21 protein-coding genes are annotated in these 22,770 nt (G+C 38.3%); 16 read left to right on the forward strand and 5 right to left on the reverse strand.

Annotation, left to right across the window (positions count from 1 at the left end):
* Window positions 1–45: 45 nt before the first annotated feature.
* The 5 genes from DIS06_RS09670 to DIS06_RS09690 all read left to right on the forward strand — a co-directional run bounded on the left by DIS06_RS09670 (window position 46) and on the right by DIS06_RS09690 (window position 7,854).
* Complete coding sequence (locus tag DIS06_RS09670; protein WP_110113064.1) at window positions 46–1,998, forward strand: MotA/TolQ/ExbB proton channel family protein; 1,953 nt, start codon at window positions 46–48, stop codon at window positions 1,996–1,998.
* The gene (locus DIS06_RS09675) at window positions 1,995–2,666 is read left to right on the forward strand and encodes an OmpA/MotB family protein (RefSeq protein WP_110113065.1); all 672 of its coding nucleotides are present in this window, start codon (window positions 1,995–1,997) and stop codon (window positions 2,664–2,666) included. Before DIS06_RS09670 ends, DIS06_RS09675 begins: the two co-directional genes overlap by 4 nt.
* Window positions 2,663–3,937: a hypothetical protein gene (locus DIS06_RS09680; RefSeq protein ID WP_110113066.1), complete on the forward strand. Its 1,275-nt coding sequence runs from the start codon at window positions 2,663–2,665 to the stop codon at window positions 3,935–3,937. The genes DIS06_RS09675 and DIS06_RS09680 overlap by 4 nt, the downstream gene beginning before the upstream one ends.
* Window positions 3,888–6,503 (forward strand): DEAD/DEAH box helicase, encoded by a 2,616-nt coding sequence (locus DIS06_RS09685; protein ID WP_239421992.1) that lies wholly within the window; start codon window positions 3,888–3,890, stop codon window positions 6,501–6,503. Before DIS06_RS09680 ends, DIS06_RS09685 begins: the two co-directional genes overlap by 50 nt.
* Before the next feature lie 130 nt (window positions 6,504–6,633).
* The gene (locus DIS06_RS09690) at window positions 6,634–7,854 is read left to right on the forward strand and encodes a cytochrome P450 (protein ID WP_275425423.1); all 1,221 of its coding nucleotides are present in this window, start codon (window positions 6,634–6,636) and stop codon (window positions 7,852–7,854) included.
* A gap of 47 nt (window positions 7,855–7,901) precedes the next feature.
* Here DIS06_RS09690 and DIS06_RS09695 read toward each other — a convergent pair whose 3' ends face one another.
* The 3 genes from DIS06_RS09695 to DIS06_RS09705 all read right to left on the reverse strand — a co-directional run bounded on the left by DIS06_RS09695 (window position 7,902) and on the right by DIS06_RS09705 (window position 9,566).
* Window positions 7,902–8,366: a DUF3221 domain-containing protein gene (locus DIS06_RS09695; RefSeq protein ID WP_110113068.1), complete on the reverse strand. Its 465-nt coding sequence runs from the start codon at window positions 8,364–8,366 to the stop codon at window positions 7,902–7,904.
* 27 nt (window positions 8,367–8,393) lie between these two features.
* Window positions 8,394–8,603, reverse strand: a complete 210-nt coding sequence (locus tag DIS06_RS09700) for a hypothetical protein (protein WP_110113069.1) — start codon at window positions 8,601–8,603, stop codon at window positions 8,394–8,396.
* Between the two features lie 84 nt (window positions 8,604–8,687).
* Entirely contained in the window at window positions 8,688–9,566 is an 879-nt protein-coding gene (locus DIS06_RS09705) for an HNH endonuclease (RefSeq protein WP_110113070.1), read from the reverse strand.
* Between the two features lie 268 nt (window positions 9,567–9,834).
* Between DIS06_RS09705 and DIS06_RS09710 the strand changes: the two genes are divergently transcribed.
* A complete protein-coding gene (locus DIS06_RS09710; RefSeq protein ID WP_110113071.1) occupies window positions 9,835–10,284 on the forward strand; it encodes a GNAT family N-acetyltransferase in 450 nt (149 codons plus the stop codon).
* 68 nt (window positions 10,285–10,352) lie between these two features.
* On the opposite strand, the gene DIS06_RS09715 is transcribed toward DIS06_RS09710, so the two are convergent.
* A complete protein-coding gene (locus DIS06_RS09715; protein WP_110113072.1) occupies window positions 10,353–11,303 on the reverse strand; it encodes a bile acid:sodium symporter family protein in 951 nt (316 codons plus the stop codon).
* A 139-nt stretch (window positions 11,304–11,442) separates the two neighbouring features.
* On the opposite strand from DIS06_RS09715, the gene DIS06_RS09720 reads away from it, so the two are divergent.
* From DIS06_RS09720 to DIS06_RS09760, 9 genes are read left to right on the forward strand one after another with little or no spacing between them, the layout of a single operon-like run.
* Window positions 11,443–12,213: an IclR family transcriptional regulator gene (locus DIS06_RS09720; protein WP_275425425.1), complete on the forward strand. Its 771-nt coding sequence runs from the start codon at window positions 11,443–11,445 to the stop codon at window positions 12,211–12,213.
* Window positions 12,200–13,219: a DctP family TRAP transporter solute-binding subunit gene (locus tag DIS06_RS09725; protein WP_110113073.1), complete on the forward strand. Its 1,020-nt coding sequence runs from the start codon at window positions 12,200–12,202 to the stop codon at window positions 13,217–13,219. The genes DIS06_RS09720 and DIS06_RS09725 overlap by 14 nt, the downstream gene beginning before the upstream one ends.
* Before the next feature lie 16 nt (window positions 13,220–13,235).
* Window positions 13,236–13,712 carry a TRAP transporter small permease gene (locus DIS06_RS09730; protein ID WP_110113074.1) on the forward strand — a complete coding sequence of 159 codons (477 nt, stop codon included), beginning with the start codon at window positions 13,236–13,238 and terminating at the stop codon, window positions 13,710–13,712.
* 5 nt (window positions 13,713–13,717) lie between these two features.
* On the forward strand, window positions 13,718–15,064 hold the full coding sequence (locus tag DIS06_RS09735; protein ID WP_110113199.1) for a TRAP transporter large permease: 1,347 nt from the start codon (window positions 13,718–13,720) through the stop codon (window positions 15,062–15,064).
* Between the two features lie 12 nt (window positions 15,065–15,076).
* On the forward strand, window positions 15,077–15,844 hold the full coding sequence (locus tag DIS06_RS09740) for an SDR family NAD(P)-dependent oxidoreductase (protein ID WP_110113075.1): 768 nt from the start codon (window positions 15,077–15,079) through the stop codon (window positions 15,842–15,844).
* Between the two features lie 24 nt (window positions 15,845–15,868).
* A complete protein-coding gene (locus DIS06_RS09745) occupies window positions 15,869–16,369 on the forward strand; it encodes a PPC domain-containing DNA-binding protein (RefSeq protein WP_110113076.1) in 501 nt (166 codons plus the stop codon).
* An 18-nt stretch (window positions 16,370–16,387) separates the two neighbouring features.
* Complete coding sequence (locus tag DIS06_RS09750) at window positions 16,388–17,869, forward strand: class I adenylate-forming enzyme family protein (RefSeq protein ID WP_110113077.1); 1,482 nt, start codon at window positions 16,388–16,390, stop codon at window positions 17,867–17,869.
* Window positions 17,866–19,005 carry a thiolase domain-containing protein gene (locus DIS06_RS09755; RefSeq protein WP_110113078.1) on the forward strand — a complete coding sequence of 380 codons (1,140 nt, stop codon included), beginning with the start codon at window positions 17,866–17,868 and terminating at the stop codon, window positions 19,003–19,005. Before DIS06_RS09750 ends, DIS06_RS09755 begins: the two co-directional genes overlap by 4 nt.
* The gene (locus tag DIS06_RS09760; protein ID WP_110113079.1) at window positions 19,005–19,316 is read left to right on the forward strand and encodes a Zn-ribbon domain-containing OB-fold protein; all 312 of its coding nucleotides are present in this window, start codon (window positions 19,005–19,007) and stop codon (window positions 19,314–19,316) included. The genes DIS06_RS09755 and DIS06_RS09760 overlap by 1 nt, the downstream gene beginning before the upstream one ends.
* Before the next feature lie 169 nt (window positions 19,317–19,485).
* Here the strand turns inward: DIS06_RS09760 and DIS06_RS09765 are convergent, their stop codons facing one another.
* Window positions 19,486–21,213, reverse strand: a complete 1,728-nt coding sequence (locus DIS06_RS09765; protein WP_110113080.1) for a glycoside hydrolase family 13 protein — start codon at window positions 21,211–21,213, stop codon at window positions 19,486–19,488.
* A 315-nt stretch (window positions 21,214–21,528) separates the two neighbouring features.
* On the opposite strand from DIS06_RS09765, the gene DIS06_RS09770 reads away from it, so the two are divergent.
* Window positions 21,529–22,752, forward strand: a complete 1,224-nt coding sequence (locus DIS06_RS09770) for an extracellular solute-binding protein (protein WP_481746856.1) — start codon at window positions 21,529–21,531, stop codon at window positions 22,750–22,752.
* The last annotated feature ends 18 nt before the right edge of the window (window positions 22,753–22,770 follow it).

Consider the following 22,770-nt stretch of genomic DNA (forward strand, 5'->3'; position numbering starts at 1 on the left):
ATGTTTTTGTCGTTGTTTATAAGTTGAATTGAAGGAGGATATACTTTGTATAATTTATTTGAAATGATTTTTTCCCGTATTAATGATATGGGTGTACAAGGGTTTACTAGCTATTTTTTAATTGTGCAATTAGGTGTTTTTGTATGGTTAATAGGAACACAACTAATACGCATTCGTAGAGAAATGAATGTGATGAAACAGTTAAAAGATCCTCTTATGACAATGAATCGTAGTCAAGGACAAGAGGCAAAACAAGTCGATTTCGCGATTAATGACTTGTTTGAAAGTATAACTGAAAAGAACTCTAAATATAAAGAATTGTGGAGTCGTTATTATACTCGTGTCACAGAAAAAAACGATGATGAGCGCATTCGTGTTGAACCATTCTTTGGTTTTGATGTGATGCATTATCATATGGGGCATCGACCACTAATGGATGTTGGAGCAGGTATTAGTGTTAGTATCGGAGTGTTAGGAACATTTATCGGTCTTTCAGTTGGTCTTTCTGAGTTAAGTCTAGGAGATACAGATGCGTTGCGTACAGGAATTGGGAGTTTACTAGATGGAATGAAAGTTGCGTTTTTCACATCCGTATTCGGTGTATTTTTATCGCTAATTTGGATTGGATTTGATCGTTACATTAGCAGTAGATTAGATAAGGAAATCGATATCCATTCAGAGCGACTCGATTATTTATTAAGTACAGATGATGAAGAGTTATTTTTAAATCGTTTAGAAAAAATTACGCGTAGTCAAGCGGATCATTTAAAGACGTTGTTAACGGATGCTCTTGAAAAAGCGATGATGCCAGTAGTGTCAACGATTCAAGATTCGAATCAGCACATCACAGAAGCATTTGGACAATTAACTAATCAGTTTTCATCTCTTCAAGAAGGTATTCACGTACAGTCAAAACTATTAGAATCACAAGTTGAGTTAACAAAAAACAATAGCCAAGATGTCACAGAACGTCTTGTTCAACAAATTACAGGTGGAACCGAAGAGACGATTGCAAACTTTAGTCATTTAATTCAAAATACACAAGGTATGCAGCAACAAATGATGCAAACTGTACAACAAGTCGTGACGCATTTTGCTGATACAGAACAGCGTCAAGCAAACACGATGCAACGCACAGAGAAGCTATTTGAAAAGCTTTCAGATGGTTTAACAGACATGGATGAGATGAGAAAAGGGTTTAAAGAGATGTCTACATTCATTGTAGATATTCAAGGCACGTTTGAAACGGTTCAAAAAATGACGGAACAACAAATGCCGCTTCAACAAGAAATGATGGAAAGCAATCAAGCACTAGCACAAAAATATGGCCATCTATCGGATACATTCTCACAAATGAATGAGAAAGTTGAAGGTAAATACGAGGAACTTTTACAACAAGTCGTAACCGTATCATCAACGATGTCAACGACATTCAAAGACATGACAGATCGTTTTACGAAAGCATTAGCTGTTCAGGAGCGTTCATTAACAGAATCTGATCTCTTACTCGAAAATGTCCAGGCAGTTGTGGCAGAACTTACACCACTAGCACCTGAATTAAAAGAAGTAACGGGTAATATTGCAGACTTAAAACAACAGTTGCGTGATATGCAAATCGCCCAAACGAAATTACTGCCTGAATTAGTAGAAATGCGTTCACATACTCATACAGTTGTTGAAGAAGCGTTAACGACGACGAAAACACATGTAACTGATATGAAAGAACAAATTGAAATGATGCAGCAAAGTTGGGTAACAACGAAAACAGAATTTGAAGAAACACGTCAAGTTCTTTCGCAGTCTGTGAAAGAATTTAAAGATAACATCGATGCTGGTTTAAGTAAAACGTATCAACACTTTGATCAAACATTAACCGATGCTGTTAAGGGTGTAAGTGGTTTAATTAATCAATTCCAAGATACGCAAGAGGATTTTGTAGAAAGTATGAAAGATCTCAGTGATTCAATTGAAAGAACAGCTGAAGTGATGAAAAGATGAGATATCGTAAACGTGAAGAAGTAAACTACTGGATGTCGTACGCTGATTTAATGAGTGCCATGTTAATGATTTTTGCCCTTTTGTTAACTCTTGTTATTTTAGATTACCGTGAGTTATTAGAAGAAAAAGAAAAGCAAATTGAAGAAGTCGTAAGCGTTAAAACCGAAATTATAAAAGCTCTAACAGAAGCGTTTGAAGAGTCAAACATGTCAATTGAAATTGATCAACAAACTGGGGCCATTCGCTTTCCTGGTAGCGTCTTGTTTGAATCGAATTCAGCTGATATTTCCCCACAAGGGAAGCTGTTTTTAAATCAATTCATTCCGCAATATTTAGGGATTTTACTACAAGATCGTTTTAAAGAAGAAATTTCATCCGTTATTATTGAAGGCCATACCGATCGAAACGGAACATACATGTACAACATGGCACTTTCACAAAACCGAGCGTACTCGGTATTATCATATATTTATAGTCCAGAGTTCCCGAATTTCCAACAGCGTGAATTGTCAAAGTCATATATCACGGCAAATGGGCGAAGTTTTAGTCAACCGCTTAACGACCAAAACGGTCAATACGATGAAGATCGTTCCCGACGCGTTGAGTTTTTATTCCGTCTGAAAGATGATGAGGCGATTAAAGCCATCGAAAAGTTGGTGACAGAATGAAATATGAATATGAGCCGTTTCAGTTGAAGGCTTGGCTTCGTGATGAGCGTGAAAAGTTAAAAAAAGCAACAATAAAAGATGTTAACAAAGAGTACAAAGGAGCTCTAGTGAAGCTCAAAGAAGAGTTTGAGATGAAGAAATTAAGTACGGATGCAGATTTTGTGAGATGGGCTAACAGTTTGAAACGTCGTGAGAAGCTATTATTGCCAAACTTATATGATAAAGATCTTCGTCCATCGTTAAAACAAACGCTTATTCAAATAATTGAAGAGAACGCCAAAGAAGAACGTCGTCTTTTTCGTGTTATGGCGGACGTTGTGTATCAAACGTGTGATTTAGATGATATGTGGAAACTTCTCAAACATTCATATACGTTGCATGAAGAGCGAATTGAAAAGCGGATGGAAGCAAATGATGCAAAAAAGTGGCGGGGATACTTACTAAGTGAAGATCCAATTCGATTTCTAGCAAAAACTGCGTACGAAAGTGATAAATCATTTTTAGAAGAATTAGAGACGTTTTATTTAACAGAGAATTTTCCTCTTTTTAAATATGTGTTGCTAGATGTTTTAGGGTTTGCAAATGAACAGTTCTTTTTAGAGGAAAAAGAGCTTTACAAAAAATACTTTGCAGCTTCTACAAATGAAGAACAGCAAGAAATGACCGAAAAACTTATTCGTCAATGTCAGTTAAACAATGTAAAAGACCTAGGGAAATTTATTTATGAAAAGTTGAAGACATATCGTCGAAAGCCGATGCTTTGGAAAAATGTTGGTGAGGAAGAAAAGCGTCGATTTCAGCAATGGATTCTCCGCCTAGAGTTAAAAGATTTTTTCAGTCAAGTCAATCAAAGTCATGAGCGCTTCATGTATTGGAAGAAATATATTCATAAGTTAGAAGACGTTGTAGTGACAGATGAACGGAAAACACTCATTATGTATTTTTCAGATATCGTTATTATGGAAGTGTTAGGGACAGGAGCTGTCTATGCGTATAGTGTCAATACATTTCAGAGGCATTTCCAAGCTAAAATTGATCGAATGATACAAGAACAAGAGAAATATGAATTTAATCCACGAATGAAGCCAAGAGAAGTGAAGAGAAGTGAGCTAATGGAGAAGAGTTATATCTATAAAGATGGCTGGCTTACACATCGACTTGGTTGGCAGTCTACATTTGATAATTGGCTTAGAAGTCGTTTGAATTGGGAGGTAGATGAGCGTGTTCTTCAAGAGGAAGCCAAAAGAATTGAAGCAGACGTTAATGGCTGAAGCTAATGGAATATCATTTAAGTTTTCTTTGCAGGAGGGGAAGAAAGAAACTCCTCTTTCTGTTCCTTTTCAACAAGATGAAGTAGAGCAGTATTACAAGCTTCCGGGATTTATCACATATATTGCTTGGGAGCAATTATACGACGAAGGATTAATTGAAGATCATGTTCTATCGTATGAAACATACTACCGCTTGTTAGAAGATGACGAAGGTAAAGGTGTTCTTCGTTCATTAGGTGTACCGATCGAGCCTACGCCATTTTATGGAGAGTTATCGCTTACGTCACTTGCTGATGAAGGAGAATTATCGTTACGGTTATCAACGCCACAAGGTCAAAATATTGATCGAATTGCAACACATGTCGGAGCGTTTTATAAGAAAGGAGACGAATACTTCCTTTTATCAAAAGAACTGTTCGCATTGAAAAAATCATTAAATGAATCATACGAAAATGGTTATCAAAAAGTAGGAATTTGCCAAGACCTTGCCAAAAAAGCGAACATTAACTTAGACGGATTTTTAACAAAAGAAAGCTATCATGTTGTGGATGAGTATGATGTTGATGTGAAAGTACATAGCCATGATCATATTGAAATTGTGCCACAAGGTGAATCAGAACGAGAAACGATCGTACTAAATCATGCTGGTACAGTCGGAAGTTTTAAAGATGGTTTCGCACGAGAGCGTTATGTGAAAACAAATCGAGTTGCAGAAGATGTATCGATTTTAGCTAAAAAGCGTCACCTTCGTGGCGAAGAAGTCCCGCTCTTTTTAGAAAATCCATCTGCTGTGCTACCAGAACATCATTTTATGATCGACTTAGAAGAATTTTCAGAACGTGTTCGAGGTCTTATTCCAATTGAGCGTGCGAAACCATCTTTTACAAGTTCGGGTCTGCAATGGTTTGATGAAGAAAGCGGACAAGTATTGTCTTATGATACGAACTTTTTAAAAGAGTTAATGGAAAAGCATCCAACTGAACAATATGTTCAGCATGAAGGTAAGTGGATTTATTTAGATCCAGCCCTTCGCAAACAATTGTTAGAAGAAGAAGAGATTGATCAAGCGATGAGGCAAAGTTATGCACTTGATATTAAAGCCAATGAAGATGAATTAGAGTATCAAGTAGATGCGGAAAGCGGACTTCAAGTGAAAAAATATTCAATTCCACACGGTTTAAACGCAACGTTGTTTGAGCATCAACTTGAAGGGTTTCAGTGGCTATGTCAGTTAGAAGAAGATGCTCGAGGTGGATTACTTGCTGATGATATGGGACTTGGGAAAACAATTCAGGTCATTACATTTCTTTTACATATGAAAGCAAAGCAGAAACTTAAACCATCGTTAATTGTTCTTCCTATCGCTCTTATTGAAAATTGGGTAGAAGAGATTCGAAAGTTTGCACCAGAGCTGTTAAGCTCCCTTTATATCCATAAAGGAAGCAGTCGCTCTTCATCACCATCGGTCATTTCACAGCATGATCTCATTTTTACCAGTTATGACACACTCAAGATTGATCAACTTGTACTTGGCAAAGTAAAGTTTCAGTCGGTTATTTGTGATGAAGCACAAAATGCAAAGTCTCATACCAGTCAACGTTCGCGAGCTCTTCGGGCGATGCAATCAACTTTCCGACTAGCCATGACAGGAACGCCTGTTGAAAATAGTTTAGATGAATTATGGTCGATTATGGACTTTGTACAACCTGGATACTTACAGTCATTACGACAATTTCGTCAAACGTATGTTGAAACAGGAGATTATGAAAGGTTGTTAGAAGTATTAAAGCCTTTTTATTTACGACGAACAAAAAAGGGTGTACTTTCAGATAAATTACCAACAAAGCATCCGGATGATGTACGTATTGTTGAAGCCTCTCCTGTTCAAAAAGAGCTGGCACAATCGATGTTGCAAACGAAAGAAACCGGTCAAATTGCTATCTTAAATATGCTCATGCGCCTTCGACAAATGTATGGCCATCCAGGTGTGATTATCCCATCGTATGAAACAATTCCAGCTAGTGAACTGCCTAAGTTAGCAGAGATGTTAGCAATTATTGAGGAAGTAAAAGCAAGGAATGAGAAAGTACTCATTTTCACAGAGTTCCGTAAACTTCATTTTATTTTTAAACAGTTGTTTATGATGAAATATGGAATCTCAGTTCCGATCATTGACGGTGATACGAAAAATCGTCAAGCCGTCGTCAAATCGTTTAATGACACACCTGGCTTTGGTATTATGTTATTATCACCAAAAGCAGCAGGTGTAGGACTTACCATTACAAGTGCTAATCATGTTATCCACTACACAAGGTGGTGGAACCCAGCTGTTGAAAATCAAGCAACAGACAGGGCGTACCGAATTGGTCAAACAAAAGATGTTCATGTGTATCAGATTATTACGACTGATACTGAAAACTTCCCACAAGGAACCGTGGAACAACTTATGCATCAACTTCTAGAAGATAAACGAAACTTAGCTGAAAATGTCATTATTCCATTTGATATGAAAGATATTCAACGAGAAGTTGTAACTAAAATGGGCTTAATAACAGCGAAATCATAACTAGCCAAAACCGCTCACTCAAAGAGCGGTTTTTCTAGTAAGAAATAGTTTGCTCGCTTCCTAAAAAATGATAGAATAAAAGAAAATGTTAACTATAATTCAATTTAAGTTTACAAACAGGAGGCTATCTATGACAACCGAATCGACTATCTCCAAACAATCCTTCAACATGCCTAATTTTGATCCTACCGCACCAATCTTTTTAGCAAACCCTTACCCTTTTTACGATGCGTTGCGTAGGGTGAACAGAGTGCAGTGGATTTCGTCGATGAGTCATCAAGGGTGGTTTGTAACGGGATATGATGAAGCAGTTTCCATTTTACGTGATCAACGGTTTCAAACGCGTGTCCCCATCTCGCAATCGTCTCCGAACGAGATGTTGTGGAAAATTTTCAATCATACTCTTTTGTATCAAAATCCACCTAACCATACAAGACTTCGTGCGCTAGTGGGTAGAGTATTTACGTCACGGGTAATCAACGATTTTCGTCCTTACATACAAGAAACCATCGATTACTTACTAGATTCTGTAGAGAGTAAAGGAGAAATGGATGTGGTGTCAGATTTGGCGTTTCCGCTTCCTAGCATCGTTATTGCTCGTATGCTTGGCGTGCCAGCTGAAGATCGCGATCAGTTCCGGGATTGGTCAAATACACTCATTCAAACGATTGATTTAGCACGGCCAGAGGAAGCAATGGCACTTGGCAATCAAGCCGTAATGGAGCTGATTGTGTATGTGAAGAAGCTAATCGACGAACGTCGAGCCAAGCCGCAGGATGATTTAATTAGCCATCTACTTGTAGAGGGAGAGAATGGAGATCAGTTAAGTGAGGATGAACTAGTAGCAACGTGTATTTTAATGCTGATTGCTGGTCACGAAACAACGGTGAATTTAATTAGTAATACGATGCTTGCATTGTTGGAACATCCGACTGAATTAGCAAAATTACAAGATGACCCTACTCTTATCAAGTCAGCGGTGGAAGAAGTGCTTCGCTACGATGGTCCCACTCAAATGACCGCTCGCACTGCAGCGGAAGATGTTCAGCTAGGAGAATGTAAGATTGAAAAAGGCCAACATGTGTACATTTTACTTGGAGCAGCGAATCGAGATCCAGCTAAATTTGTCAATCCGAACACATTTGACATGACTCGCTCACCAAATCCGCACATTGCGTTTGGAAATGGCATTCACTTCTGTATTGGTGCATCCCTGGCTCGACTAGAAGCACAACTAGCTGTCAGTTCATTAATAAAGCGATTTTCACATATTGAATTAAAGACTACCAATCTACAATGGCGACCATTAATGGGGTTTCGGGCGTTAAATGAGTTAAAGGTTTCATTTTAACTTTCAAAAAGGAAAAAGCGTTGAACTGAAATAGCTCCAACGCTTTTTTACTCATCTTTCCATTTAAGTACGACTTCTTGATCATCTCCAGATGCACTTACCATCGGTTTCAACGTTATTTTCCATACATCTGCCGCACCATCATACTCAATGTTTTTCACGCCTATCACATCTTGTTGATTCACTTGCTTACTCGATAATAATTGCTTAAGCACTTCTTCTTGAGTAAGAGTAGCACCTTTTGGTTTTTCTACTTGCACAACCTCGACCTTTTCAACACTTCCTTGAGCAGGAAATGACTCAGCAATTGGTCCATCAATCCACACGTGAACGTATTGCCCGATGTCTACTTCGTTAAAGGCATTAGATAGCCAAATCGCATTGTAATAATCGTCACTTCCATTTACAACAAGAATGCGATGATCGTCTTTTTTCATTACATATCCTTCAAGAGTAGCAGGATCACTACAGCCACTTAAACATACAAACAGTAAAAGAATAAGTTTTTTCATAATTGGCTTCTCCTTAAACAACTTGTTTTAGAATGATTTCTTTTCCCTCAAGATAAGAATCTCCCTTACAAACGTCCCGATGACGATGGAAGGAACGATAATCCCAATAAGCGTTAAAACTTTGACAAACATGAAGGGTGAAAAGAGAACAACGAAGGAATTTGAAATGACAATAAGCGAGAAGATGACGCATGACGTAATGAGATGGCGAGGAGTTGCTTCTCTGTTATGTTTCATACATTCACCTCCTAATGATTTCCTTCTAAACTTATCACAAATAAAAAAAGATAGTAAGCTCTTATCCTCACTATCTGCTGCATATTAACGATATTCAGAGCCACCACCCCAGAGTTCACCACCTCCAGTATGTCCAGTATTATGATGGGTGTCTTCGTCTACAAGTTGTAAACGACCTGGTTCTTCATGGTGGTGCCACGTATAGCCGTCAGGGGTATGACCTTGTGATAGTTGTTGGATATCAGAAGCTGTTAAATGTAGTTCGCTTGCAAGTGAAGGATTCTGTTCCATCAAGTCATACAGCTCGTTGTTTGCATATGAAAAGTGAACAGCGTCACTTCGTAAATAAGAGTTTTCTGGAATCTGAACTTCAGCAACAGGTTCAAAGATAGGAAAGACACCAGTTTGAGCCTCACCATTTGGCAACTCAATCGTTCTTTCTGCAAATGGTACATTGGTTTCAGGATGAACATCACCTGCTAAGTGATGATTTCGTGTTTCAACCCCTTCGGCATCTACCACATCTGCGCCATCGACAAAGTCAACTACACCAACAGCAAGAGCAGATACAGCAGCTACTTTTCCGATATTTTTCGCACCTTGAAGAGCTCTTTCTTTATCACCACTTTTTAATCCTTCATATGTCGTACCTGCGTTCTTTATAGTGTACGACACCGTTTGACCAAGCCCTTTTAGTGTGCGCTCTGTTGAATCTTTTAGGTCACTAAATCCATCTTGCATCATGGTCTCATCTTTTTTTATTGCACCATATGTTCCTTTTACTGCACCATCGATAAATTGTCCTGCATTATCGAGTGCAATAGTCGAGGCTTGTTTAATGCCATCTCCAACTTCTGCGATCCATGGTGATTTAACGCCTTTACCAACCAATTTCACACCTTCACCGATGACAGTACCTGTTACTTTTCCAGTGCATTTTCCAATCGAACGGAATAATCCCATCTTTCTACTCCTTTGCAAACGGTTCTTTTTGCCTATATATTGTATTTTACTATGAATTAGTATTTTTTGGAATGATAGAACCAATCCACATTACAGTCTTGCTTCGTACACCGCATGAAAAATATGGTATACTAATAAAGTCTAAAAATTCTTAATTAAAAGGGGGCGTTCATAGATGAAAAAGATGCAAGCTTTCAAGAAACGAAACGATAAGGGGAACCCTCCTAGTTAATGAAGAGTTCCCCACCTAATGAGAGGGGAAAAAGGGATGAAACAATCTGTGAAATTAGTAGAGGTACATGCAGAAAACTGGTATGACTGTTGTCAGTTAAACGTATCTAGTAAACAAGCAGCTTATATTGAATCTAACGCGATTTCTATTGCACACTCCAAATTTGAATCGACGTTAAAGCCATACGCTATCTACTTTGAGGAGAAGGTAGTCGGATTTCTTATGTATAACTCGGTACTTGAAGAGCTTGACGCTTACTGGATTTATCGCATTATGATTGATCGAGCGTTTCAAGGAAAAGGCATTGGAAAAGCAGCGACCGCTTTAATGATGGAGAAAATGAAACAGTTACCGAATGCTGAACGAATTGTCGTGGGATATCACCCTAATAACATCGAAGCTCATTCATTATATAAAAGTTTAGGCTTTCATGATCAAGGACATCGATTCGGAAAAGAAATGGCTGTTGTGAAACAAATCAATTAAGTACATTATATAAGCGAAGCCCACGATTTAACGACATCGTGGGCTTTTTCACACGCAATTTTTCATTATTAGCTTGCCAAAGTCGCTTCTCTTTCTTCTTTCTTGGCAAAGTGATTTGCAAACAACGCTCCGAGTGATAAATTGAAAATCATGTTCACAATCGGAGCAATGGCCGCTAGTTCACTTATAAATTCAAATGCAAGAATGGCAGCGAGAGCGGTGTTACACAGTCCGACTTGAAAGAGAATCGCACGAGCATCCGCTTCTTGCACGTTTAAAATTTTCGCAATATAGTAAGCAAGCAACATGGGACCAATCACTTGAACGAATGTCACAGCCGCCAGAAGGGGCATGCTGCCTATTTCTGATGAAATAGCATCTTTGCCGCTGCCAACTAACGTATGAATGATGAGTAGCAACGCAACAGAGGAACCTAACTTTGTTACGGACTTAGAGTGAGTAACAAGTGTCGGAATCATGCGTTGTACAAGTAGCCCAGCTCCAAGTGGAAGTAACACAATAAAGAAAAAAGATTGCAGTAAGCTCCAAATAGATATGCTGACTTCTTGACTAGATAACCCCATCATTGAAAGTGGTGTGACGATGGGACTGATAAAAATGTCAACTAGTGAGGCTGAAATAACAAGTGGAGTTGTTCCACCTGCAAGGAATGTATACAAAGTTGCTGCTGTTGCACTTGGTACTACCCCACTTAAAATGATACCTGCTGCAAGGTCTGGTTTGTGAGAAAAAAATGCATAAGCAAGGCCAATTGAAAGAAACACCGTTAACGTCCATTTTAAAAGAGTTGCAAGAAAAAGCTCACGCTTTTTCGTATGAATTTGTTTAATGGCGTTCACATTCATTGACAATCCTGTAAAGAAAATGACCACTCCTAACAATAAACTTGGCACCGAAGAAGGCACATTTAAATGATAAGGAGACACATAAGTTCCGATAGCCATTAACAAAATCAGGAGTGGCAATTTTCGTGAAAGAAACTCGTTTAGTTGGTTCATACTTTCACATCCTGTTGCTAATTTTTAAAAAATTAAAAATAAATTGACCATTTTAAAAATTATAAACTATAATGGTAAAAAATGAAACTCAAGTTTCATTATATGGAACTAAAAGGAGGGGGTTTATATAGAGCAAAACATTAAAACGGTTGAAAAAGCTTTTTTTATTATCGAACTTATCTCAGAAACTCCACGATCCTTCACAGAACTCATTGACCTCATGAATAGTAATAAAGCAACCATCCATCGCTTTGTGACAACACTAGAAAACCTCGGATACCTAACAAAAAATCAACAAGATAAATACCAGCTTGCGCCAAAGTTTTACACACTTGTAAAAAAAGGTGCTGAGCATTATAACTTACTGGAGATTGCTAAACCATACTTAACACAATTTGCTTATGATGTGAATGAAAGCGTTTTATTAGCTGGGTATACAGAAAGTACAGTCTACTATATGGATAAAATTGAAAGTCCGTCGGCTTTACGCATTGTGTTAGAGCCTGGGAAAACAGCACCTTTATATAGTGTAGCAAGCGGTAAACTATATTTAGCTCATTTACCTGATGAAGAAGTAGAGGCATATTTTAATGCGTATCCACTTACTCAAATCACACAAAACACCATTACATGTAAAGAAGCAATGAAAAGAGAGTTAGTAGAGATTCGGAAACAAGGTTATGCCGTAGACCATGAAGAGTGGGAAGAATATTTACGTGGTGTAGCGTTTCCAATCTATGACTATACAAATCAACTAGTGTCTGCTTTATGTATTGCTGGGGTATCGTATCGATTTACAAAAGAAAAAGTCACATGCATTGCCCCAAAAGCAGCAGAAATGGCAGCAGAGATTTCAAAATTTCTAGGGTATGTAAAAAAAGAGGGGGAATCTATGTATGAAAAAAAGTAAAAAGGTACTTTTATTGATTGTAAGCGTTATCACTTCTCTTGTGATTGCAGGATGTAGTAGCAGTAGTAGTTCAGGAGAAGCGGAAGGGAAAAAGATGAATTTAAAGATGTCCATTACTGTTGGAAATACATCCACGTGGTATGAGGCTGCTGAAAAATTTGCAGAAGAAGTAAAAGCAGAAACAGACGGACGTATTACCATTAATTTATTTCCAAATGAACAGCTCTCAGGTGGGGACTCAGGTAAAGGTGTTGAGTTACTTGTAAAAGGAACGACTGATTTTAGCTACCATTCTACAATTATTTATTCCATTTTAAATGAGCGACTGGGCGTTGTAAGTGCACCGTTTCTCTTTAAAGATTTAAACGAAGTAGATGCAAAACTGAATGGAGAAGCAGGGGAAGAAATTAAAAAAGTATTACGTGAAATCGGTGTTGAGCCATTAGGGTTTGGTCAAAATGGATTCCGTCAATTAACGAATAGCAATGTGGAAGTAAAAGCACCAGAAGATTTACAAGGTTTAAAAGTTCGTATCCCTGGTATCAAAATGTATACGGATTTGTGGAAACAATTTGGCGCAGATCCAACAACGATGACATTCTCTGAAGTATTTACATCTCTTCAACAAGGTACAATCGATGGCCAAGAAAACCCAATCGACGTGATTAACTCATCGAAACTAAACGAAGTACAAGATCATATTACCATGTGGAACTACTCCTATGACCCGCTCATTTTAGGGATGAACAAAAAGAAATTTGATTCGCTAAGCAAAGAAGATCAAGCAATTATTCAAAAAGCAGCCGATAACGCAAATGCTTATCAAATTGAGTTAGCTCGAGAAAAAGAAGAAGAACAAATTGCTGAATTAAAAGAAGCAGGTATGCAATTTTATTACCCAACGGAAGAAGAGTTAACGAAGTTTAAGGAAGCATCACAGCCAATTTATGACCAGTACAAAGATGTGTGGGGTGCAGACTTACTAGAAGCCTTCCAAAATGAATAAGAAAGTGTGAGAAATGATGTCAAAATTCCTTTCAATGATTGAAAATAGTCTATTAATCTTTAGTGCATCAGCCATGTGTATCATTGCGTTTGCGAATGTCGTGTCACGGTACTTTTTAAATCATTCATTTGCATTTACAGAAGAAATTACGATTAATCTATTTGTTCTTTTAACGTTTGTAGGCGCAGCTGTTGGGGTGAGAACTAATTCTCACCTCGGCTTTAGCCTTTTGTATGATAAAGCAAATCTATCAATGAAAAAAGGATTAACCATCTTTATCGGGGTAGTTGTTATTTCTGTGTTTCTTATCTTTACGTATTACGGTGTGAAGATGGTTCAGTTTCAAATGATGACAAATCAAACGACACCGTCTCTAGGGTGGAAACAGTGGGTGTTTTCAATTGGTTTTCCGTTAGGGTGCTTATTATGTATCATCCGTGCAATTGAATCAACCTTAAAAGAATATAAAAATTTACAAACAGAAAGTGAATGATGGAAATGGCAGCGTTAACTTTGTTTGGTTTGTTCTTTGTTCTTCTACTTTTACGTGTACCAATTGCTGTAGCATTAGCCGCTTCTTCCATTGTGACCATTCTTTCTTCCTATGGCTTTTCATCGCTTGATCTGGTGGCAGATATTATGTACACGAGTGTATCCAAGTTTACTCTGTTGTCGATTCCATTTTTCATTATGGCAGGTGTCATTATGGAGTATGCTGGGATTTCAAAGCGTCTTATTCACTTTGCAGACGTGTGTGTCGGTCACAGGAAAAGCGGAATTATCTTAGTTACGGTTTTAACAGCTATTTTCTTTGCTGCGATTTCAGGGTCAGGTCCAGCAACCGTTGCTGCGATTGGAGGTATTTTAATTCCTGCGCTTGTGAAAAACGGATTTAAGAAGGAATCTGCTGCCGCTCTTTTATCAAGCTCTGGATCCATTGGTATTGTGATCCCCCCAAGTATTGCGCTTATTGTGTTTGCTGTGGTAGCAGGGGATACGATCAACGTCTCCATTGGTCGTTTGTTTATTGCAGGGATTATACCAGGATTACTTTTAGGAGCGGCATTTATTTTTGCAGCGATGTATGTGCGAAATAAAGATATGAAAGAGCGAGCATCTCTTCCAAAAGATGATGTGGCTTCAATTGAAGTATCAGCTGCACGAGAAAAAGCGAGTCCACGTGAAGTGTTTAAAGCGTTTTATGAAGCTATTTGGGGCTTGCTTATTCCTTTTATTATATTGGGAGGAATTTATGGAGGTGTCTTTACGCCAACGGAGGCAGCTGTTGTAGCCGTCTTTTATGGGTTACTGGTCGGTTTAGTGATTTACCGAGAGTTAAAGATAAAAGACATTAAAAAGATCATCATTGATTCGTCTGTTCAAACTGCGGTTGTTATGTTCATCGTTAGTTCAGCGTCTATCTTTGCGTACCTTATTACAACTGAACAAATTGCCATGCAAATTTCTGATAGTTTACTAGGTCTTACATCTAATAAATACGTTATTTTGTTACTTGTTAATATTCTGTTACTGATTGCAGGAGCGTTTATGGATGCGATTTCAGCTTACTATATTTTCATCCCAATTTTATTGCCAATCATGATGATCTTAGAAGTGGACCCAACAGTGTTTGGGATTTTCATGACGGTCAATTTGGCAATCGGTCTATTTACACCGCCAGTTGGCGTTAACTTATACGTCGCGTGTGGACTTGCGAATGTATCAATTAATAAAATTTCAAAAGCCATTATTCCATTTGTTGTTGCGTCCATTATTGTGTTGGTTTTAATTACGTATATTCCAAGTATTACGACATTTTTGCCAGATTTACTCGGCGTAAAATAGGAGGAGTTTACCATGAGAGTGAAAGACTATGTAGCAGTTGTAACGGGTGCATCAAGAGGAATTGGAGCAGGGTGCGCAAAAGCATTAGCGAGAGAAGGAGCTAGTGTCGTGCTACTAGACCTTCTTTCTTGTGAAGAGACTGAAAACGAAATAAAAGGCATGAGTCCAGATGCAAAGGTTTGTTCTTTTCAACTTGATATTCGCAACCAGCAACGTATTAAAGACGTGTTAGCAGAAGTGCATCGTGACTTAGGTTCCATTGATATTTTAGTTAATAACGCCGGAACATGTTCAAGACTTGATTTAGAAGAAATGACAGAAGAAATGTGGGACCGTGATCTTGATACGAATTTAAAAGCGACATTTTTTCTAACACAAGCTGCCATTTATCCTTATATGAAACAGCAACAATACGGTCGAATTATTAATATAAGCTCCATCTCTGGATTAAATGGAGGGCATATTTCCGGTCTAGAAGAAGGCAGCACAAAAGGACGATCAGGTCCAGGGTACGCAGCTTCCAAGGGAGGCGTCATTGCGTTCACAAAATGGGTCGCCAAAGAAGTTGGTGAACTGGGTATTACATGCAATAGCGTGGCACCTGGTGCAGTAGAAACAGCGATTACAAAAGGTGTGACGTATTCCCTTAACAATCAAGTGGTGAAGAGAATGGGAACACCAGACGATATTGCAGAAGCCGTTTTATATTTAGCATCGAAAGAGTCAGGTTACACAACCGGGCAAGTGTTAAAAGTATGTGGAGGAGCGGTCATTGCATAATCAGAAAAAGAGGGAGGAAGGTCAATGAACCAACGAAATTCTCAGTCAGTGTTTGATTCAAAGCGAGGAATCGTGATGGGGTTTCTTGGGCCAGGAGAAGATTTAATTACTGGATTAAAAAAAGAATTGAAAAAACACGGCATCACAGCTGGAAGTATTTCGTGTATTGGTTCATTGTCTAAACTTTCAATCGTTCAACTTGATTATGATGACAATCAAATGTCCTACTCAAAGCCTATTCGTTGGGATTCTCCAGTAGAGCTTTTATCTGGAAACGGAATCGTTGGAAAAAATGAACAAGAGGAATTAGATATCCACTTTCATGGGGTATTCGTGGATCATAAGAAAAATATATCAGGAGGTCATTTTTTAGAAGGCGGGAACATCGTAGCTATTACGTTAGAATTTACAGTGATAACGTCGGAATTTATTCAGCCAAAGAGAGAAATAGAGGGGTCATTAGGATTCCCGCTCTTTAACTTTTATGAACGTGAAAGTAAATCATATAAATTGTCAGACAAGTAGGCAAAAGGAGGTTATATGATGCAAACTATTGCTCACTTAGCCAAAAAAACATTTAAACAATACCCCAAAAAAATAGCTGTGAAGGATATGAACCGGAGTGTAACGTATGAAGAATTACAAAAAAGGGTGTATCAGTTACACGCTGCGTTGGTTGATGCTGGATTAAAAAAAGGAGATCGCCTTGCTGTTTTAATGTCGAATCGAATGGAACATGTGGAGTTAGATCTAGCTGCAGCTATTGGTGGGTTTGTGAAAGTGCCGTTAAATTATCGGCTTCATCCAAAAGAAATTCAATATATTTTAGATCATGCGGAAGCAAAAATTGTGATCGGTGAACAATCTCTTATCGAACAAGTCGAGCAAACTTGTCAAACCATTTTCATCGGTCAAGATTATGAAGAGTGGATAAGTAGTAAGTCGTTTGCTGAGCCTGTTCTTTTAGTAGAGGAAGATGATCTTTTTACCATCATGTATACGTCAGGAACAACAGGAAAGCCAAAAGGTGTCATGTTGACGCATCGAAACGTCATGTCCAGTGCCATTTCACTAGCACTTGCCTGTGAAATTACACCAGAGGATGTTGTAGGTCATGTCGCTCCATTAACACATGGAAGCAACTTTTTATCTCACATTTCCTGGCTGTTTGGGTTAACGCAAGTGGTTTTTAATACGTTTAACCCAGCGGACTTTTTACACGATGTGGAACAAGAAAAAGTATCAGTTATCTTTATGGTACCAACAATGGTGAATTTAATGATTCAAGATTCACAATTTGATGCAAAGAGACTCCGGTATATTAAATCGATTAATATGGCAGGCTCTCCAATTGCAGCAAGTAAATTAAAGCAAGCAATCGAAAAGGCAGGACCAAAATTCATCGAAACATATGGGCTTGTAGAAGCTCCAATGGCGATTACGATGATGCCACGACTCGAGCTTCCCAGTCGATTAGAATCTTGTGGTGCGACAGGTCCATTTGTCGAGATGAGGCTTGTTGATGATGAGGGGAACGAAGTGAAACAAGGTGACATAGGAGAAGTAACCTGTAAAGGCCCGCTTGTTATGCAGGGGTATTGGCGTAATGAAGAAGCGACCGCTGATACGATTCGAGACGGTTGGCTGTATACCGGAGATTTAGGTTGGATAGACGAATACGGCTATTTACACTTAGTCGATCGGAAAAAAGATGTGATTATTAGTGGTGGTATGAACATTTATCCACGTGAAATTGAAGAAGTTTTAAACAAGCATGAAGGAATAAAAGAAACATCAGTCATTGGAAAGCCAGATGATAAATGGGGTGAAGTAGTCGCTGCGTATTGCGTATTAAATGAAGGTTATCATGTCGATAAAGAAGAGCTTATTACGCTATGTAAAAATTATCTAGCAAGCTATAAAAAACCAAAAGAGGTGTACATTGTACAAGAGCTACCAAAGAGCGGCTATGGGAAAATCTTGAAACGTGAATTAAAAGAGATAAATGGAGGAGTGGTGAAATGAGTCAAGTTGCCGTTTCAGGGATTGGCATGACATCGTTTGGAAAACACGAAGATGCTTCACTTAAAACGTTATTGATGGACGCATGCGTAGAAGCATTACGTGAAGCAAACTTTCCAAAAGTAGATGCAGTTTATATTGGAAACTTTATGTCAGGATCACTTGTCAATCAAGAGATTTTAGGGGCGATTGTGGCAAACGATCTCGGATTAGGGCCCATTCCTACACTTAAAGTAGAAGGTGCATGTGCATCAGGAGGAATCGCATTTCGTCAAGCTTATTTAAATGTACAAATGGGGCTTTACGAGACGGTGTTAGTAGCTGGGGTTGAAAAAATGAAACATGCTTCAACGGAAGATGCGACAAAAGCGATTAACGCTGCGATGGATAATGATTCAAATGAAAAGCATGCGGGTCTTACGTTTCCTGCTTTTTTCGGCACACTTGCGACTCGTTACTTTTATGAAACGGGTGCTTCTAAAAAGCATTTAGCCATGGTGGCACTAAAAAATCGTGAATATGCGATGAATAATCCAAAAGCACAGTTTAGAAAAGCGACGAGTTTAGAAGAAGTGATGAATGCCCGTATCATTACCGATCCGTTAGGGCTATTTGATTGCTCTCCAACAACCGATGGCGCTGTTGCGATCGTGTTATCAAAAGGTGAAAAAGGGGTTGTGGTAAGAGCTTCTTCTCAAGCATCAGGTACGACTCAAATGCAAGAAGCAGAAGAATTATTAAGCATCCCGGCGATTCGTGAATCTGCAACAAAAGCGTATGAACAAGCTGGGATTGGACCTGATGATGTTGATGTGGTCGAATTACACGATTGTTTTTCCATGACCGAAATGTTGGCGATTGAAGAGTTAGGTTTCTTTGAAAAAGGGACCGGATGGGAAGCGCTAGAGAAAGGGTTAACGAAGCATGGAGGAAAGGTGCCAGTGAATACGAGTGGGGGACTGTTATCAAAAGGTCATCCTATTGGTGCAACAGGACTTGCTCAAATCTATGAAATTGTTTCACAACTACGAGGTACAAGTAGTAATCAAGTAGAAAGCGCTCGTATCGGTCTCGCACAAAATTTAGGAGGAACAGGAGCGTATTCAACTGTTCATCTATTCGAAAGGGTGAATAGCTAATGGCAGAGATTTTAGTGTATGAATGTGTAAATTGTGAAAAAAAGTTTGTACAACGAAAATGGGTATGCTCAAATTGTAAGCAGACGGAGTTTCAAACAAAAGAAATAGCCGGAGAAGGAATTGTTTACTCACATACGACTGTCCATATTTCATCGACTGAATTTGCGCACCTTACCCCTTATACGATTGCACCCATCGAACTTGCACCAGGATTGAGGGTGACCGGTCGATTAACCGATTCTGTAAACATTGATGATGAAGTAACGTGTGTGAGCAATGACGAAAACCAATATGTGTTTGTAAGAAAGTAAAAATATACGATCTTATTAGGTAGTAAAGGGAAGAAAAAAGGATTGATAGGTAACATTCTTTGTCTTAGCCATCAATCGTACTAGATTAGAAGACAAGGCATAATAAAGACTGAGTAAAAATGAACGTTACTTATTCATTTTTACTCAGTCTATTTGTTTTCTTCTATCCCTACTTCTTTAAAATCACAAACGATTTCGCGTCTAACAAGTGTGTGTTAGAGACGATGTGATCGTTCCATATGTTAGTGGCACCTACAAAGTCACTAGGAATGGTTGCTTCGTATGGTTCATTTCTATAATTGATTAGAATCAATAACTGTTCATTTTTCGTTGTTTTTGTATAGCTTACAATGGGTTGTTCTGTCGGATAAAACGCGAATTGCCCATTGCCTCCGAATGCCTCGTGTTGTTTACGAAGAGAAATAAGTTTTTGGATAAAAGAGAACAAATCACGGTCTTGTTTCGTTTCATCCCATTCCATGCATTTACGACATAATGGATCATCCCCACCTGTTAAGCCGATTTCATCACCGTAGTAAATACACGGTGTACCTGTAAAGGACAATTGAAATAAATAAAGTAGTTTCAATCGATTGGAATCTTCTTCACACACTGTTAAAATTCGCGGTGTGTCGTGACTACCAAGTAGGTTAAATGCAACCTCATTTACATGTTGAGGGTATGATTGGATGACTTGTGTTAATTCATTTTGAAATTGTTCAAGCGTTATGTGTTCTTTTGCGAAAAAGTCAACCGCTGCATTTGTGAAACGGTAGTTCATGACGGCGTCGAATTGATCACCTTGTAGCCAAGGCATCGAGTCATGCCAGATTTCACCTAGAATATAGACATCTCGTTTAATTGACTTTACGCGCTTACGAAATAGACGCCAAAAATGATGATCGACTTCATTCGCTACATCTAATCGCCAACCATCAATATCAAACTCTTTAATCCAATACTCAGCCACATGAAGCAAGTAATCTTGGACGTCTTTATTTTCCGTGTTTAATTTGGGCATAATCGATTCAAATGCAAATGTAGAGTAGTGTAATCCCTCTTCCGTTTGAAGTGGGAATTTTTCAATGTGAAACCAATCATGGTATGGTGACTTTTCACCATGCTTTATTACATCTTGAAATGGCTTAAATTCATACCCACTATGGTTAAATACAGCATCAAGCATCACTTTAATTCCACGTTTATGACACTCATTCACAAGGCGTTTAAAGGTTTCTTTGTCACCAAACTGAGGATCTATTTCTAAGTAGTCAATCGTATCGTATTTATGATTCGTCGCAGCTTTAAAAATCGGTGTGAAATAAATGCCGTTAATCCCTAAGTTCACAAGATAATCAAGCTGATTGATGATTCCTTCAAAATCTCCACCAAAGAAGTTCGTCTGAGTCGGTAGTTCTCCCCAAGGTTGAGTATTCTTTGGATTTAATCTTTCATTTCCATTTGCAAATCGTTCAGGAAAAATTTGATACCAAACTGTGTCTTTGACCCATGCTGGAGGAGAGAAGACATCGATTTTATTTAAAAATGGAAAACAGAAATAGTAGTGACAATGCGTTGGAACTTCAGTATAAAAGCCTCGTTCTGTGTAGACAAGTGTTTCCATTCCATCATCACAAATAAATCCGTAACGCAAACGAGCATGAGCAGGGGTAATGGATACTTGCCAATAGTCAAAAATGTCGTCTGATCCAACGAGTGTCATAGAAGTCTCTTCAAACACCCATTTTCCATCGTCCCATACATAAGGATCTCCATGAATCAGTGTGACTGTCTGTAAATCTCCTTTTTGAGACTGCAAGCGTATATGTAGAGTTTGTTCATCGTACGCATAAGCAAAATTGTTTTTTGGGCGATGATAAATAGCAGCTTTTAACATGATATTCGTTCCTTTCTAGTCAATTAATAATTTATTAATTTATTTAATTAATATTTGATTCTAGCATTCATGTTAGAGGGATGTGTAACGTTTGTCAATACCATGTTTTTAGTAAAAAAATCTACCTAAGCTTCATTACATGAGGTTTTTAGGTGAAAAAACCTTCTTAGAAAAGTGGTTGCAGTTTTGAAAAAGAGAATCTATAATAGGGGACATAATATAATTGATTAAATTAATTAATAAATTATAATGGTGTTACTAAAGGAGGTTTTCAACTTGAGAAGACATGTAAAACAAATAGTAGCCACACTGTCTATGATGATGATCATAAGTGGCTGTGGCATTGAAGAGAAGCGGGATGCTGAATGGAAGCAACAAGAAGAAGGAAAGCCAAAAAAATTGGTGATCTGGGAAGAAAAGGGGAAGGGTGCAGCGTTAAAACCAGCGATTAAGAGTTTTGAAGAAAAGTATAACATCAATGTTGAGTATAAAGAGTTAGAGTTATCAGCTGAAATGAAAGAGAAAATTCGATTAGATGGACCAGCAGGTACGGGTCCAGATGTTCTCAGTTTGCCACACGATCAAATTGGTCAGCTTGCATTAGAAGGAGTTATTGTACCAATTGAAGTGAAAGAAGAAACAGTCGATACATTTACTGATCAAGCCATTGAAGCACAAATGTACGATGGAAAGTTATATGGACTGCCAAAGGCGATTGAAACACCGATTTTTATCTATAACAAAGCGTTAATGAGTAAGCCACCAGAAACGATGGAAGAGCTCTATGCTTTTTCAAAAGAAAAACGAAATAAAGAAGAGTATGGGTTTTTAGCGCCGTGGGATAACTTTTATTTTGCTAATGCGGTGTTAAGTGGAATGGGCGGATATGTATTTAGTCAAGACGGTGGAAAAGCCGACCCGATGAACATTGGATTACATAATGACGCGTCTATAAGGGGTGCCACATACATTCAAAAATGGTATGAAGAAAAACTATTTCCAAAAGGAATCATCGGTGAAAACGGTGGATCAACATTAGAAGGTCTATTTTCAGAAGGAAAAGTTGCATCTGTTATGAGTGGACCGTGGGCGTTTGAAAGCTATCAAAGCGCAGGTATCGACATCGGTGCATCCGCTATGCCGTTGTTACCAAACGGAAATCCAATGAATACATTTATCGGTGTAAAAGGATTTCATGTGAACAGTTTTTCTCCTTATCAAAAATGGTCGACAAAGCTTGTGGAACATTTAACGAATGAGCAAAATGCAAAAATTCGATATGAACAGACTGAAGAAGTTCCTCCAGTAAACAATTTACTAGACGATCCAATGATTAAAGAGAATGAAAAAGCATCTGCCATCGTAGAGCAAGCAAAAACTGGAGAGCCAATGCCAAATATTCCGGAAATGACTGAAATATGGGGTCCGATGGTTACAGCTATGCAATTAGTAGCGAATGGGAAAGAAGAACCAAAGCAAGCACTAGAAGAAGCAGTTCGAACCATTAAAAGTCAAATTGAAGCCAATCATGGTAGCTAACGAGAAAGGAGCATCAGA

The sequence above is a fragment of the Bacillus sp. CGMCC 1.16541 genome, assembly GCF_003184905.1.
Lineage (GTDB): Bacteria > Bacillota > Bacilli > Bacillales > Bacillaceae_H > Priestia.

What these genes read in the sequence shown, in the direction of transcription:
- DIS06_RS09750 (WP_110113077.1), top strand. Translation starts at nt 16,388, where the DNA reads ATGCAAACTATTGCTCACTTAGCCAAAAAAACATTTAAACAATACCCC.
- DIS06_RS09735 (WP_110113199.1), top strand. Translation starts at nt 13,718, where the DNA reads ATGGCAGCGTTAACTTTGTTTGGTTTGTTCTTTGTTCTTCTACTTTTA.
- DIS06_RS09675 (WP_110113065.1), top strand. Translation starts at nt 1,995, where the DNA reads ATGAGATATCGTAAACGTGAAGAAGTAAACTACTGGATGTCGTACGCT.
- DIS06_RS09760 (WP_110113079.1), top strand. Translation starts at nt 19,005, where the DNA reads ATGGCAGAGATTTTAGTGTATGAATGTGTAAATTGTGAAAAAAAGTTT.
- DIS06_RS09765 (WP_110113080.1), bottom strand. Translation starts at nt 21,213, where the DNA reads ATGTTAAAAGCTGCTATTTATCATCGCCCAAAAAACAATTTTGCTTAT.
- DIS06_RS09690 (WP_275425423.1), top strand. Translation starts at nt 6,634, where the DNA reads ATGACAACCGAATCGACTATCTCCAAACAATCCTTCAACATGCCTAAT.
- DIS06_RS09755 (WP_110113078.1), top strand. Translation starts at nt 17,866, where the DNA reads ATGAGTCAAGTTGCCGTTTCAGGGATTGGCATGACATCGTTTGGAAAA.
- DIS06_RS09715 (WP_110113072.1), bottom strand. Translation starts at nt 11,303, where the DNA reads ATGAACCAACTAAACGAGTTTCTTTCACGAAAATTGCCACTCCTGATT.
- DIS06_RS09680 (WP_110113066.1), top strand. Translation starts at nt 2,663, where the DNA reads ATGAAATATGAATATGAGCCGTTTCAGTTGAAGGCTTGGCTTCGTGAT.
- DIS06_RS09700 (WP_110113069.1), bottom strand. Translation starts at nt 8,603, where the DNA reads ATGAAACATAACAGAGAAGCAACTCCTCGCCATCTCATTACGTCATGC.
- DIS06_RS09695 (WP_110113068.1), bottom strand. Translation starts at nt 8,366, where the DNA reads ATGAAAAAACTTATTCTTTTACTGTTTGTATGTTTAAGTGGCTGTAGT.
- DIS06_RS09740 (WP_110113075.1), top strand. Translation starts at nt 15,077, where the DNA reads ATGAGAGTGAAAGACTATGTAGCAGTTGTAACGGGTGCATCAAGAGGA.
- DIS06_RS09730 (WP_110113074.1), top strand. Translation starts at nt 13,236, where the DNA reads ATGTCAAAATTCCTTTCAATGATTGAAAATAGTCTATTAATCTTTAGT.
- DIS06_RS09770 (WP_481746856.1), top strand. Translation starts at nt 21,529, where the DNA reads ATGATGATGATCATAAGTGGCTGTGGCATTGAAGAGAAGCGGGATGCT.
- DIS06_RS09705 (WP_110113070.1), bottom strand. Translation starts at nt 9,566, where the DNA reads ATGGGATTATTCCGTTCGATTGGAAAATGCACTGGAAAAGTAACAGGT.
- DIS06_RS09745 (WP_110113076.1), top strand. Translation starts at nt 15,869, where the DNA reads ATGAACCAACGAAATTCTCAGTCAGTGTTTGATTCAAAGCGAGGAATC.
- DIS06_RS09725 (WP_110113073.1), top strand. Translation starts at nt 12,200, where the DNA reads ATGAAAAAAAGTAAAAAGGTACTTTTATTGATTGTAAGCGTTATCACT.
- DIS06_RS09710 (WP_110113071.1), top strand. Translation starts at nt 9,835, where the DNA reads ATGAAACAATCTGTGAAATTAGTAGAGGTACATGCAGAAAACTGGTAT.